The organism is Serratia sp. LS-1 (assembly GCF_003719595.1).
In the GTDB taxonomy this organism is placed as follows: Bacteria; Pseudomonadota; Gammaproteobacteria; order Enterobacterales; family Enterobacteriaceae; genus Serratia; species Serratia ureilytica.
Map to the genome: position 1 here is coordinate 1,081,148 of NZ_CP033504.1, position 12,625 is coordinate 1,093,772.

The 12,625-nt window shown below is 57.8% G+C and carries 15 protein-coding genes; 11 read left to right on the plus strand and 4 right to left on the minus strand.

What is annotated here, in order from left to right:
• The 5 genes from EDY99_RS05290 (at position 1) to EDY99_RS24770 (ending at position 3,799) form a co-directional block, all read left to right on the plus strand.
• Complete coding sequence (locus tag EDY99_RS05290) at positions 1–429, plus strand: tail fiber assembly protein (protein ID WP_123061539.1); 429 nt, start codon at positions 1–3, stop codon at positions 427–429.
• 13 nt (positions 430–442) lie between these two features.
• A complete protein-coding gene (locus EDY99_RS05295) occupies positions 443–1,141 on the plus strand; it encodes a hypothetical protein (RefSeq protein WP_241157688.1) in 699 nt (232 codons plus the stop codon).
• Entirely contained in the window at positions 1,116–1,676 is a 561-nt protein-coding gene (locus EDY99_RS05300; protein WP_076741080.1) for a hypothetical protein, read from the plus strand. The genes EDY99_RS05295 and EDY99_RS05300 overlap by 26 nt, the downstream gene beginning before the upstream one ends.
• Positions 1,673–3,328, plus strand: a complete 1,656-nt coding sequence (locus EDY99_RS05305; RefSeq protein WP_123061541.1) for a hypothetical protein — start codon at positions 1,673–1,675, stop codon at positions 3,326–3,328. The genes EDY99_RS05300 and EDY99_RS05305 overlap by 4 nt, the downstream gene beginning before the upstream one ends.
• Before the next feature lie 87 nt (positions 3,329–3,415).
• Positions 3,416–3,799, plus strand: a complete 384-nt coding sequence (locus EDY99_RS24770) for a hypothetical protein (RefSeq protein ID WP_241157689.1) — start codon at positions 3,416–3,418, stop codon at positions 3,797–3,799.
• 157 nt (positions 3,800–3,956) lie between these two features.
• Here the strand turns inward: EDY99_RS24770 and EDY99_RS05315 are convergent, their stop codons facing one another.
• From EDY99_RS05315 to EDY99_RS05325, 3 genes are all read right to left on the minus strand, one after another.
• Positions 3,957–4,313: a hemolysin XhlA gene (locus tag EDY99_RS05315; RefSeq protein WP_241157690.1), complete on the minus strand. Its 357-nt coding sequence runs from the start codon at positions 4,311–4,313 to the stop codon at positions 3,957–3,959.
• Positions 4,306–4,659, minus strand: a complete 354-nt coding sequence (locus tag EDY99_RS24500; RefSeq protein WP_164489261.1) for a hypothetical protein — start codon at positions 4,657–4,659, stop codon at positions 4,306–4,308. Before EDY99_RS24500 ends, EDY99_RS05315 begins: the two co-directional genes overlap by 8 nt.
• 381 nt (positions 4,660–5,040) lie before the next feature.
• Positions 5,041–6,729 carry an aspartate:alanine antiporter gene (locus EDY99_RS05325; RefSeq protein ID WP_004938680.1) on the minus strand — a complete coding sequence of 563 codons (1,689 nt, stop codon included), beginning with the start codon at positions 6,727–6,729 and terminating at the stop codon, positions 5,041–5,043.
• A 294-nt stretch (positions 6,730–7,023) separates the two neighbouring features.
• On the opposite strand from EDY99_RS05325, the gene EDY99_RS05330 reads away from it, so the two are divergent.
• Entirely contained in the window at positions 7,024–7,413 is a 390-nt protein-coding gene (locus tag EDY99_RS05330; protein ID WP_033642521.1) for an inner membrane protein YbjM, read from the plus strand.
• Between the two features lie 39 nt (positions 7,414–7,452).
• On the opposite strand, the gene EDY99_RS05335 is transcribed toward EDY99_RS05330, so the two are convergent.
• On the minus strand, positions 7,453–7,716 hold the full coding sequence (locus EDY99_RS05335) for a GrxA family glutaredoxin (RefSeq protein ID WP_004938676.1): 264 nt from the start codon (positions 7,714–7,716) through the stop codon (positions 7,453–7,455).
• A 230-nt stretch (positions 7,717–7,946) separates the two neighbouring features.
• Here EDY99_RS05335 and EDY99_RS05340 point away from each other — a divergent pair, with 230 nt between their 5' ends.
• From EDY99_RS05340 to potG, 5 genes are all read left to right on the plus strand, one after another.
• The gene (locus EDY99_RS05340; RefSeq protein ID WP_033642522.1) at positions 7,947–8,261 is read left to right on the plus strand and encodes a YbjC family protein; all 315 of its coding nucleotides are present in this window, start codon (positions 7,947–7,949) and stop codon (positions 8,259–8,261) included.
• Between the two features lie 57 nt (positions 8,262–8,318).
• Entirely contained in the window at positions 8,319–9,221 is a 903-nt protein-coding gene (rimK, locus tag EDY99_RS05345) for a 30S ribosomal protein S6--L-glutamate ligase (protein WP_123061543.1), read from the plus strand.
• Positions 9,222–9,357: 136 nt separating this feature from the next.
• Positions 9,358–9,837, plus strand: a complete 480-nt coding sequence (locus EDY99_RS05350) for a YbjN domain-containing protein (RefSeq protein ID WP_047572081.1) — start codon at positions 9,358–9,360, stop codon at positions 9,835–9,837.
• 406 nt (positions 9,838–10,243) lie between these two features.
• Positions 10,244–11,353, plus strand: a complete 1,110-nt coding sequence (potF, locus tag EDY99_RS05355; RefSeq protein ID WP_033642524.1) for a spermidine/putrescine ABC transporter substrate-binding protein PotF — start codon at positions 10,244–10,246, stop codon at positions 11,351–11,353.
• A gap of 120 nt (positions 11,354–11,473) precedes the next feature.
• On the plus strand, positions 11,474–12,607 hold the full coding sequence (gene potG / locus EDY99_RS05360) for a putrescine ABC transporter ATP-binding subunit PotG (RefSeq protein ID WP_004938650.1): 1,134 nt from the start codon (positions 11,474–11,476) through the stop codon (positions 12,605–12,607).
• The last annotated feature ends 18 nt before the right edge of the window (positions 12,608–12,625 follow it).

Below are 12,625 nucleotides of genomic sequence, written 5' to 3' on the forward strand. Positions count from 1 at the left end.
ATGAGCTATGGATTTAGCGCAACGACCAAGGCTTTTTATGTTTACGAAGATAAAGAAAGCTATGAGGCAAACGGTAATTGGCCGGAGGATGTAAAGCCCGTTAGCGATCAGGTGTGGGAAAAATATTGTATGCAAGGCCCGGAAGGAAAAGAGCGCGGCGCAAATAAGCGCGGCTTGCCGTGCTGGGTTGATATTCCCGCTCCAGCAAAGGAAACGCAGACCGCTGCAGCCACCTGGAAAAAAGGGCTGCTACTGGAAAAGGCAGGCAAGGCGATCGCCCCCTTACAGGATGCGGATGATTTGGGGATTGCGTCAGAAGCAGAGAAAGCGGCGTTGCTGGCCTGGAAGAAATATCGGGTTTTGCTCAATCGCATCGATGTGGAACACGCGGACAAAATCACCTGGCCGGAGGTGCCGAGTGTGGCGTAAGGCTGTTTTGCGGATGCCTGGTGATATGCAGGCGCTGACGTGCTCGATGGTGCCGGCGCATCCGTGGGTTTATGGCGTAGGGCGGCAAGAGGCATCTGGTAGTTACCTCAGCCCGACCAACGCCGTGGATTACCTGGCGGGCAAGCTGGCCGGCCAGGGGGCCGAAATCACCGCCACCGTGTTTATGATCTGCGCCAACTCACACGCCGAGTTTATGCCGTTGGTGGCGTCGCTGTCGGGGGTGCTGCCGCTGCCGGCGTTAAACCAGGTGCAGCGCATGGCGCAGACGGCGGCCACGCAGGCCGTTACCCGGATGCAACTGCCTGGGAAGATGGGCGGCGGCTTGCCGGCGGCGGCGGTGCTTTCGACCAGTGCGCAGCGCCTGGCGATGAATGCGCAGCGTATCGCAGAAGCCAAGGCGGGCGCGGCGCTTGGGGCGAGTGTTGGCGGCTTGCAGTCGGCTTTGGCCGGCTTTGCCGAGGCTCGCCAATCCGCCCTGGCGATGGTGAGCGATGCCATGACGGCGTTACAGGGAAAAAGCGCGCCGGCGTGGGTGTTTACGGCGAAAGGGGCCGCCGCCAGCGTTGGCGCGGCGATGAAAAAGGATGTTCCCCACCAGGATGCGGTTTTTACCCTGGCGGTGTTGTTCGTAGGCAAGGATTTAGGGCAGTTGGAGGCGATGATCCATGACGATAGTCACGCTGGCGCTTAATGGTGAAGCTATCCCGCTTAAAGGGATCATGGTGACGCCGATGATGCAGTTTCAAGATAAAGACCAATCCGGGCAGACCTCGAGCACGGCGAACGCCGAACAGGGCATCAAGCCCAAGGAATTGCGCATTTCCGGCATGATCCCGTTTAGCGAAGCCAAGGTGTTAACGCGTCTGTTTGCCCTGGCGGAGGCCACGGAGGGCGGCAAGTTGAAACGCTACCGTGTGGCCAACCATACCGCCCAGGCCATTAACTTTAGGCTGGCGACGTTCACCGGTTCGATTGACGCGCCGAAACAGGACGGCAAGCAAGCCTGGCTGGTGACATTCACGATGCGCGAGCATTTGAGCGTGCCGGAAAAGAAAGACGCGCGGGAGGGCAGCAAAACCGCCGCCAAAAAACAGACGCCAGGCGCGAATGGGCAGGTAAACGGGAAGGGCGCAGCGGCAGAAGACGAGCAGAAATTGAGTTGGTTCGAGCGCCGTGTTTTGAAGCCGGCGGATGATGCGTTGGCCGGCGTGGTGGGGGGCGAATGAAACCGATTAAGCGTCTGATTTTGTCCGGGGATGCGGTGCCGCTGGTTGATCTTAACCTGGTGCTGGAGTTGAACGGCTGCGGGCGCGGGTTTATCACCGCGCAGACCGAAACGGACTACACCGGCAAGCTGGTGCGCCTGGATGCCGGCTATACGGATAGCCTTTTGCGTTGGTTCACCGGGTATGTGGAGCGCGCGCAGCCGGCAGAGAACGGTTTTCAGCGGTTGTTTGTGCGAGAGCTGGCCGGCGTGTTTGAAAGGTTGTGGCCGTGTTCGTTCCAACACCCGACGCTGCGCCAGGTGGCCAGCTGGCTGGAGGAAAACAGCGGAATAACGATCGCGCTGCCGGCGCAGGCGGATTACCTGGACAAGCCGATCCCCCACTTCACCCATAGCGGGACGGGTTATCAGCTGTTGGCCAATCTGGGGGCCGCGTTTGGCGTGCCTGATTACGTTTGGCAACCGTTGCCGGATGGCGGCGTGTTCCTGGGGAGCTGGGCGCATTCCATGTTTGCCGGCAAGCCGGTGGATATTCCCGCCGAGTTTAGCCAGGCGCGCGCTGGCGGCAACAGCATGACATTGCCAATGGTGCAGGCGCTGCGCCCTGGTGTGGTGGTCAATGGCCGCCGGCTGTCGAGTGTTCGCCTGGAAAACGACGACACCACGATCACCTGGCTGGCGGTAAACCCGCTGACGGGCAAGGCCGTGGCCATGACGCCGGCACAGCGCCAGATTGATGCGGCTTACCCGGAGTTGTCGGCGGGACTGCATCTGCCAAAATTCGCCAGGGTAGAGGCCCACGCGGAGGCGGTGACCAGTGGTGACCTGGCCGATCCGTTCCGGCCACGCTACGCCGTGGATTTGCAGCTGTTGGACGCAGACGGCCAGCCGGCAAAAAACACGCCGATTTATCCAGCGGTGCCGCTGCCGGTGCCAATGGCGGGCCAGGATTCGGGCATGTTCCAGTTTCCGCCGGTGGGAACGCTGGTTGAGGTGGCTTTTACTGATGGGCGGCCTGATAAGCCGTTTATCCGGCAGACGCTGGCCCAGGGCAACACGCTGCCGGATGTGAAGCCCGGCGAGCAGCTACAGCAGCAACGGGAGGAGGTTTCCCAGCGGGTGACGCAGGCAGGGGATTGGGAGCGGAAAACCGACCAGGCGATCCGTGAAAACTCCATGACCAGGGAAATTCAGGCCGATGAGGAAACGCGCACCGTGGTGGCCAGGGGCACAACGGTGCAGGCTAACGATAAAACCACGGTGCTGGGCACATCCACCTTGTTGGCCGGTGCGGTGCAGCACATCGCAGAGGGCGATTACAGCGTAGCGACGCAGGCCAACGCAGTGGCCAGCGTGGGCGGCGATGCCACCACGGCGGTGGCCGGCAGCCTGATGGAGAAGATCGGCAAAATCCGCAGCAGCATAGCGGCAGCGCGCCAAGACGTGATCGCCCCGGTGGTGTGGGTGGGGAGCCAGCAAATCAACGTGATGGCCTTGATGCTGGAAACGCTGGAGGTGGTGCAGGAGCTGGCGCAGCAGACTGCCGCCCACACCCACAGCAACACCGGCACACCGCAGAACGCGCAGGCAATCAGCGCCGCCGGCACGAAGTCCAGCCAGCTGAAAGACAAATACGCGCCCGTGATTGGATAGGGCTAAATATTGATCGCCCGCACCGATCAATAATGAGTAATTGATCTACACAACCAATTATCTTTTGAGCGCGTAACCGTGTAGAAATTGAACAAACAAGAAAGCCAACACCAGGAAGCACCAGCCCGCCCCGCGCGGGCTTTTTCATGCCCGCAATCTGGCCGCCTGTGCGCCATTCTGAGCCGCTTTCCAGCCCGGCGACAATCCCACGCGAATAAATCCGATCACCGCAGCAGCGTGCCGCCAGCGCGGCAGAAACCCCACGAAATAAACATCTTGCCCACGAAAACGGCACTACACCGCACCCGCCTGCGCAATTTGGATCAGGAAATTTTTTCAGTTCTGATTTTCTACAAAACACCCCGCCGGGCCGCGCCATGCCTGGGGCTTTGCGAGCAAACCCAAACTGAAAAGATTGAAAAGAATTTCAGTGTTTTTCAGTTTTCGGATCGCGTGGCGTTATGGGTGTAAAGCACAATGCATTGAAAAATATGGAATAAATATATATTACGTGGATCGTGGCGTGGTTGGAATGGATCGCCAAGAAATGCTGGCAGAATGTGGTAAGCCAGATGCCGCAAGGGTTTAGAGGCCATGCGGCTGTTTTGCTCAAACTGAAATTACTTCATTAGAAAAGTAACTTTGCAGCAGTCATGCAAATTGCTGCGACGCCGATTAAAGTTGCAGCAATCCACTTCGTTTGAGTAGAAATTTCTTTGTGAACGCCAACCATTGCCTGGTGCATCTCGGTACGTAGAGTTTGGATGTCTGTTTTAGATGATGCACTGTAGTTAGCAAGGTCTGCTTTTGTTGCAAAATTTTCTGAGCGAACGAGTAATTTAGCGAGATCAGTTTTGATTTCACCTATCTGAAGTTCAAGTTTTTCGACCCTTTTTTCCAAATCACCAGGCATATCTCCTCCGCCGTTACTACCGTCATTGCTACCCCTACGACGATTATCTAATTGATATATATTATCATTCATCTTTGCCTTCCGTGCTTTCCTTAACTTGTTGCGCGGTTAGCCAACTATGGACCCTGTGCGCCGAGAATGTGGTGTTGAAGCCGCATTTCTCACAGTGAAGCATATAATAATAGTTTAAAACATGCTCTGTTGGAATAACCGGCACATGTTTGAATAAAGTGACATAAGTAATTGTCTGATAGGGATTTGCGAGATTTGCTTTCGACGTCTCTGACACTATCGATACGCCGTTGCCACACATAACGCAGTTCGTTGTTACTGAGTTTTTATCAAGAAACTTGAAGAAATCCTCTGTTAAAACCCGCGAGTATGGGCCGCCTTTAAATTCTTTTTCGTTTTCAGTCATACGCCGCCTCCTGTGGCTAAACCAAATTGACTTGATAAGTTAATCATTGCAAGTTTGCTAACATCCATCAATGCAAATGATTTGAGAGTTTTCGGCTTGAAATGAGTGTGCAAAGTGGATGTGCAAAAGCACTGTCGCCATTTTATCGCCATTAGCTACGGCATCGGTTTTTAATGGTTTGTTTTAAAAGGGTATTTTTTAAAAGCAACAAAAAACCCGATAATCTTGAACCTAAAAGGCGGGATTATCGGGCTCCACAAAATGGGGACATCAAAGAAAAGCAGTGGCACTAATTCAGACTGCGGCCCCCAACGAAAGTTCTGGCCGGCGACAAAAAAATCAAAATATTTTTATCGCCGATCCATCTCTCCCGCTAATCGATCAGCCGAGTATGCCCGGCCATAGCACCACGATGAGTGAACCCGCCAGCGTTAACAGCACGTTAGCGATGGCGTAGGTGCCGGCGTAACCCAGCGCCGGGATGTTGCTGCGCGCGGTATCGCTGATGATCTCCATCGCCGGTGCGCAGGTGCGGGCGCCCATAATCGCGCCGAACAGCAGGGCGCGGTTCATGCGCAGCACGTAGGCACCGAACAGGAAGCAGATAATCACCGGCACCAAGCTGACGATCAGCCCGGCGATCAGCATCTGGCCGCCGACCGCGCCCAGGCTGTGGCCGATGCCGGCGCCGGCGCTCAGGCCTACGCCCGCCATAAACACCATCAGGCCGAACTCTTTCACCATGTTCAGCGCCCCCTGCGGAATGTAGCCGAAGGTCGGGTGGTTGGCGCGCAGGAAGCCGAGCATAATGCCGGACATCAGCAGGCCGGCGGCGTTGCCGATGCCGAACGAGAAGTTGCTGAACTGTATGGTGATCTGGCCGATCAAAAGGCCGATGATGAAGAAGGCGCAGAACGCCAGCAGATCGGTCACCTGGCTGTGAATCGAGATAAAGCCAATTTTCTCCGCCACGCTCTTCACCCGGCGCGCGTCGCCGCTCACCTGCAGCACGTCGCCTTTGTTGAGCACGATGCTGTCGTCGATCGGCATTTCGATCTGGCTGCGGATCACGCGGTTGAGGAAGCAGCCGTGGTCGGTCAGCTTCAGCTGGCTCAGGCGTTTGTTCACTGCGTTGCTGTTCTTCACCACGATCTCTTCGGTCACGATGCGCATGTCGAGCAGATCGCGATCGAACACTTCCTTACCGTTGCGGAAGCTCGGATCCAGCCGCGCGTGGGCGTCCGGGTAGCCGACCAGCGAGATCTCATCGCCCACCTGCAGCACCGCGTCACCGTCCGGGTTGGCCAGAATGCCGTTGCGGCGGATGCGTTCGATGTAGCAGCCGGTCTGGCGGTAGATGCCCAGCTCGCGCAGGTTCTTGCCGTCGGCCCAGGCCACCAGCTCGGGGCCGACGCGGTAGGCGCGGATCACCGGCAGGTAGACCTTGCGCTGGCTGTCGGTGTCCAGGCCGCGTTCACGAGCGATTTGCTGGGCGGAGGTGGACAGATCCTGGTGCTGCAGCTTCGGCAGGTAGCGCGCGCCAAAAATCAGGCTGACCAGACCGATCAGGTAGGTGAGGGCATAGCCGAGGCTCAGATGATCCTGCGCCGCCAGCAGCGCCGGGCCGTTGACGATGGTGTTGCGCAGCGTATCGCCGGCCCCCACCAGCACCGGCGTGGAGGTCATCGAGCCGGCCAGCATGCCGGCGGTCAGGCCGATGTCCCAGTGGAACAGCTTGCCGAGACCGATGGCGATCACCATCGCCGAACCGACCATCACCAGCGCCAGCATCAGGTAATTTTTGCCGTCGCGGAAGAAAATCGAGAAAAAGTTAGGCCCGGCTTCCACCCCGACGCAGAAAATAAACAGCATGAAGCCGAGATTCAGCGCCTCGGTGTTAATGGCGAAGTGTTGCTGGCCGAGCAACAGGGAAACCACTAAAACGCCAATGGAATTACCGAGTTGGACGGAGCCCAGACGGAGTTTACCGAGGCACAGCCCCAGCGCGAGTACCACGAACAGTAACAGAATGTAGTTACCGTTTAACAAACTAGCGACGTTTATGTTCACGGAGGATAACTTATTGTTTACCAGTAAGTGCTTGATATAGATAACTATAAGAGATAAATTCAGCCTTAAAACGACGTCATAAATCACCACCAGCAGAAAGCGAAGCGAACCATCGTTCGGCGGCGTTCATTCTAGACGCTATGACCGATGACAGCCAGCACAGAAAGCTGATTTCCTGCGCCGCCGTGCGCATTTAACTCTCTTTTGACCAAGGAAAAAATTCGGTTCAGCGTCACCTGACGGGTGGCCGGGCTGATTTCTATTGATGCGGTAATTGGGCGGGGGAGAATTCGCATGACGAGTTATCGATATTGGCTGGGCATTCTCAGCTGTTTTCTGTTGTTCAACCTGGTGTTTCTCGGCCAGCAAACCGGCCTGTTCGGCAGCACGGATCATGAGCACCACGGGGAAACCGGCCTGCTGCTGTTTGTGATCCCCGGCGCGATCGCCAGCTATCTGTCGAGCCGCAAGCGGCTGCTGTGTCCGCTGCTGGGGGCGCTTTATGCCTTGCCGCTCTGCCTGCTGATCCGTCACTTCTGGCTGACGCCGTCCTATTCGTTCTGGCAGGAGCTGGCTTACGCCACCAGCGCGGTGTTCTGGTGCGTGTTCGGCGCGATGCTGATGCTGTTCGCCCTCGGTCTGTTGCACACGCTCCAGCAGCTGCATCGGCGGCAGCGGCAATAAAAAAAGGCGCGTTAAGCGCCTTTTTTGTCGTTCAAAAACTTACTGGAACAGGTTCAGGTGTTCTTTAGCGTAAGCTTCGAAATCGGTGCAACCGCCGATGTGCTTCTCATCCAGGAAGATCTGCGGCACGGTTTCAACCGGTTTACCGACGGTTTTTTCCAGATCGGCCTTGGTGATGCCTTCCGCGTGGATGTCAACGTAACGGAAGTTGAAATCGTCGCGTTCTTCAGTCAGTTTTTCCGCCAGTTCTTTAGCGCGGACACAATAAGGACAGCCAGGACGCCCGAAGATTACTGCAAACATGCAACGCTCCTTAATTGGATTTTCAAAAAATTGTTCGCTACCGCAACGACATCCCGTCACCGAAAAAGTCATTACCTGCGTCAGATGGCGCCTACTATGCCCGTTGAGGCGGTGAAAAAAAAGCAGGAATTACCTGTTAATCTGATTCATGTAACCAATTAGTCTGCCGGGGCTGTCGCCGCCGACGGGAATTCACTACACTGGGGGCAGACCTTCTGGAGAAGAAAAATATGCGTTCATTCGGTGACTTACCGCGCCCGGTGCTGGTGTTGGAAGGGCTGGGCATCGTGATGCTGGTATTGGCCTACCTCAGCATTCACGGGCACCTGCAGCTGCCGGGCTGGCTGGCGTCGCAGCAGGCGGCGGTCGGCATGATTTTCCTCGGCGTGGCGCTGATGGTGCCGGCGGCGGCGTTTCTGGTATGGCGCGTGGTGCAGGGGTTCGGGCCGCTGATGCGCGGCGGCCTGCCGCCGGAAAACGATCGCCGTAAGCCGCAAGATGCGGACGCATCGAAAAATCATCAGGACAGCGATCCGCGCGCCTGAGCGCCGCGGCCGCTAACCCGCCTGCGGGGCAGGCGTTGGCCTTTTTTGGGGTGACGAGTGAAAATTGCCATTCTTTCTCGCGACGGATCGCTCTATTCGTGCAGGCGGCTGCGTGAAGCGGCGGAAGATCGCGGGCACAGCATCGATATCATCGATCCGCTTTCCTGTTATATGAACATCAACCCGGCGGCGCCGACCATTCACTATCGCGGCCGTCAGTTGGAGCGTTATGACGCGGTGATCCCGCGCATCGGTTCCGCCATCACCTTTTACGGCACCGCGGTGCTGCGCCAATTCGAGCTGCTCGGCAGCTACCCGCTCAACGAATCCGTGGCCATTACCCGCGCCCGCGACAAGCTGCGTTCGCTGCAACTGCTGGCCCGGCAGGGTATCGATCTGCCGATCACCGGTTTCGCCCATTCACCGGACGATACCGGCGATCTGATCGAACTGGTCGGCGGCGCGCCGCTGGTGGTCAAGCTGGTGGAAGGCACGCAGGGCATCGGGGTGGTGCTGGCGGAAACTCGCCAGGCGGCGGAAAGCGTGATCGACGCCTTTCGCGGCCTGAACGCCCATATTCTGGTGCAGGAGTACGTGCGCGAAGCGCAGGGCCGCGACGTGCGCTGCCTGGTGGTGGGCGGCCGGGTGGTGGCCGCCATCGAGCGGCAGGCGAAGCCCGGCGAGTTTCGTTCCAACCTGCACCGTGGCGGCAGCGCCCGCAAAGTGACCATCACCGCCAGGGAGCGGGCGATTGCGGTCAAAGCGGCGAACACGCTGGGGCTGGACGTCGCCGGGGTGGATATCCTGCGCGCCGAGCGCGGCCCGCTGGTGATGGAGGTCAACGCCTCACCGGGGCTGGAAGGGGTGGAAACCACTACCGGGCTGGACATTGCCGGCATGATGATCGAATACATCGAGCAGCGCGGCCGGCCGGGGTTCCGCCTGAAATCGGGCGGCTGACGGTACGCGCGTTGCGCTTTTCCCGCCGAGCAATATCTTAATTAGTGAATTAAGCCGCATTGATCGTGGCGTATCGGGTGAATATTCCGTAAGCTATGCGCCTTTTCGCGTTTTGAATATTGTGAGGCTGGTTATTATGGATTCACTCATTGTCCCCGATTTGGCGCTGTTGCGGCGCTGGCTGGATCAGTCGGGCATTTCTTTCTTTGAGTGCGATTCCTGCCAGGCGCTGCACCTGCCGCACATGCAGAACTTCGACGGCGTGTTCGACGCCAAGATAGATCTGGTGGACAACGTCATTCTGTTCTCCGCGCTGGCCGAGGTGAAGCCGACCGCGCTGATCCCGCTGGTGGCGGATCTGAGCCAGATCAACGCCAGCTCGCTGACCATCAAGGCCTTTGTCGACATTCAGGACGACAACCTGCCGAAGCTGATCGTCTGCCAGTCGCTGAGCGTGGCGGTCGGCATCACCTACGAGCAGTTCACCCACTTCATGCAGCAGGGCGAAGAGCAGGTCTCGATGGTCATCCTCGAGGCGCGGGCGAACGATCTGCTGTTTATGGGGGACGAAGAAGAGATCCCCGCTGGCGCCTTGCGTCAGCCGATGCTGCACTGATCCTCGCTGTACCTTAAGCATGCCGTCGCTCCGGCGGCATGCTGCCGTGACTCCCCTCCGCAATTAAATATTCTGCACTTTGGCCTCTGCCGCCCGATCTTTCTCGGCTTTTACGCCGTTAATGCCGTATCACATAGAGAAAAATTGCATAAAAAATCGATAAATGGCGTTTTTTACCCTGGGGGCTGGCGGGTTGCGATGGCAGCGGCTATGCTGCTGATTCTGCAAAGGGCTTGCGATTTCCCTTGTAACCACGCGAGCAGGGCAGTGCAAAAAGGCGCATGCAATCATATGCATAGCCATTCATTTCGCGGTTGCAACGATTGCGCTCAATCAGGAAAGGTTTTGTATCGCTGCAGATACAAGTTCAATTCTATGATTTACCCTGTTTTGGAGGAAGTTACGGATGGTCACCCAACGTAAAAAGTGGTTATCGGGTGTGGTTGCCGGTCTGTTGATGGCCGCGTCCGTCACGGCGTCAGCCGAAGAGAAAACGCTGCACGTGTATAACTGGTCCGACTATATCGCGCCGGATACCCTGGCCAAATTCCAGAAAGAAACCGGTATCAAAGTGGTGTACGACGTCTTTGACTCCAACGAAGTGTTGGAAGGCAAACTGATGGCGGGCAGCACCGGTTACGATTTGGTGGTCCCTTCATCCAACTTCCTCGAGCGTCAGTCGCAGGCCGGCATTTTCGAGCCGCTCGACAAGAGCAAGATCCCCAACTACAAAAATCTCGATCCCGAGATGCTGAAGCTGGTGGCGCATAACGACAAAGACAACAAATACGGCATCCCTTACATGATGGTGACCACCGGCATCGGCTATAACGTCGACAAGGTGAAGGCGGCGTTGGGCAAAGACGCGCCGGTCAACAGCTGGGATCTGATCTTCAAGCCGGAAAACCTGGAGAAGCTCAAGAGCTGCGGCGTCTCCTTCCTCGATGCCCCGAGCGAAGTCTACGCTACCGTGCTGCATTATCTGGGCAAAGATCCCAACAGCACCAACGCGGCGGACTACACCGGCGCGGCCAACGATCTGCTGCTGAAGCTGCGGCCGAACATCCGCTATTTCCACTCTTCTCAGTACATCAACGATCTGGCGAACGGTGACATCTGCGTGGCGATCGGCTGGTCCGGCGACGTGATGCAGGCGGCCAACCGCGCCAAAGAGGCGAAGAACGGCGTGAATGTGGCCTATGCGATCCCGAAAGAGGGGGCGCTGACCTACTTTGACATGTTCGCCATGCCGGCGGACGCCAAAAGCAAGGACGCCGCCTACCAGTTCCTGAACTTCCTGCTCAAGCCGGACGTGATGGCGGACATCAGTAACCACATTTACTACGCCAATGCGGTGAAAGATTCCACGCCGCTGGTGAACGCCGAAGTGCGCGATAACCCGAACGTCTATCCGCCGGCCGATTTGCGCGCCAAGCTGTTCACGCTCAACGTGCAGTCGCCGAAGCTGGACCGTGTCATTACCCGCGCATGGACTAAAGTTAAAAGCGGGAAGTGATGATGGGGGAGCCCCCCATCGTCGGTAAACCGGCAGGCGGGTGTTTCCCGCCTGCATTGCCGTTTTGGGCCACGGCGCTCGCCGTGGTTTTGTGCCGCTTTACGCCGGAGAGCACCCCGATTGAACGACGCTATTCCTCGTCCTCAAGCCAAGTCGCAGAAGGTTTTCACCCCTCTGCTGGAAATCCGTAACCTCACCAAAACCTTCGACGGGCAGAATGCGGTCGAAGACGTCAGCCTCACCATCTATAAGGGTGAGATCTTTGCGCTGCTTGGCCCGTCCGGCTGCGGCAAGTCCACCTTGCTGCGCATGCTGGCCGGTTTTGAACAGCCGACGGAAGGGCAGATCGTGCTCGACGGGCAGGATATGTCGCATGTGCCGCCGTACCAGCGGCCGATCAATATGATGTTTCAGTCGTACGCGCTGTTCCCGCACATGACCGTGGAGCAGAACATCGCGTTTGGCCTTAAGCAGGACAAAATGCCGCGGGCGGAGATCGCCGAACGGGTGGCGGAAATGCTGGCGCTGGTGCACATGCAGGAGTATGCCAAGCGCAAACCGCACCAGCTTTCCGGCGGCCAACGGCAGCGGGTGGCGCTGGCGCGCAGCCTGGCCAAGCGGCCCAAACTGCTGCTGCTGGATGAACCGATGGGCGCGCTGGACAAGAAGCTGCGCGATCGCATGCAGCTGGAAGTGACCGACATTCTCGAGCGCGTCGGCGTCACCTGCGTGATGGTGACGCACGATCAGGAAGAGGCGATGACCATGGCGGGGCGCATCGCCATCATGAACCGCGGCAAATTCGTGCAGATCGGCGAGCCGGAAGAGATCTACGAACATCCGAATAGCCGCTTCAGCGCCGAATTTATCGGTTCGGTCAACGTCTTCGACTGCGTGCTGCAAGAGCGTCACGACGATGCGCTGATCCTGCAAAGCCCGGGGCTGCGTCATGCGATCAAAGTGGATCCGGACGCCTCGGTGGTGGACGGCGTGCCGATCCAGGTTGCGCTGCGGCCGGAAAAGATCCTGCTGTGCGAACAAGTGCCGGAAGACGGCTGCAACTTCGCGGTGGGGGAAGTGGCGCACATTTCCTATCTGGGCGATCTGTCCATCTACCACGTGAAGCTGCACAGCGGGCAGATCATCAGCGCCCAGCTGCAAAACGGCCATCGTTTCCGCAAGGGGATGCCCACCTGGGGCGATGAAGTGCGTCTATGTTGGGAAACCGACAGCTGCGTCGTGTTGACGGTGTAGTGGAGCCGGTGAGGAGTA

What these genes read in the sequence shown, in the direction of transcription:
- EDY99_RS05290 (WP_123061539.1), top strand. Translation starts at nt 1, where the DNA reads ATGAGCTATGGATTTAGCGCAACGACCAAGGCTTTTTATGTTTACGAA.
- EDY99_RS05295 (WP_241157688.1), top strand. Translation starts at nt 443, where the DNA reads ATGCCTGGTGATATGCAGGCGCTGACGTGCTCGATGGTGCCGGCGCAT.
- EDY99_RS05300 (WP_076741080.1), top strand. Translation starts at nt 1,116, where the DNA reads ATGACGATAGTCACGCTGGCGCTTAATGGTGAAGCTATCCCGCTTAAA.
- EDY99_RS05305 (WP_123061541.1), top strand. Translation starts at nt 1,673, where the DNA reads ATGAAACCGATTAAGCGTCTGATTTTGTCCGGGGATGCGGTGCCGCTG.
- EDY99_RS05315 (WP_241157690.1), bottom strand. Translation starts at nt 4,313, where the DNA reads ATGAATGATAATATATATCAATTAGATAATCGTCGTAGGGGTAGCAAT.
- EDY99_RS24500 (WP_164489261.1), bottom strand. Translation starts at nt 4,659, where the DNA reads ATGACTGAAAACGAAAAAGAATTTAAAGGCGGCCCATACTCGCGGGTT.
- EDY99_RS05330 (WP_033642521.1), top strand. Translation starts at nt 7,024, where the DNA reads ATGACGAGTTATCGATATTGGCTGGGCATTCTCAGCTGTTTTCTGTTG.
- EDY99_RS05335 (WP_004938676.1), bottom strand. Translation starts at nt 7,716, where the DNA reads ATGTTTGCAGTAATCTTCGGGCGTCCTGGCTGTCCTTATTGTGTCCGC.
- EDY99_RS05340 (WP_033642522.1), top strand. Translation starts at nt 7,947, where the DNA reads ATGCGTTCATTCGGTGACTTACCGCGCCCGGTGCTGGTGTTGGAAGGG.
- EDY99_RS05350 (WP_047572081.1), top strand. Translation starts at nt 9,358, where the DNA reads ATGGATTCACTCATTGTCCCCGATTTGGCGCTGTTGCGGCGCTGGCTG.
- potF (WP_033642524.1), top strand. Translation starts at nt 10,244, where the DNA reads ATGGTCACCCAACGTAAAAAGTGGTTATCGGGTGTGGTTGCCGGTCTG.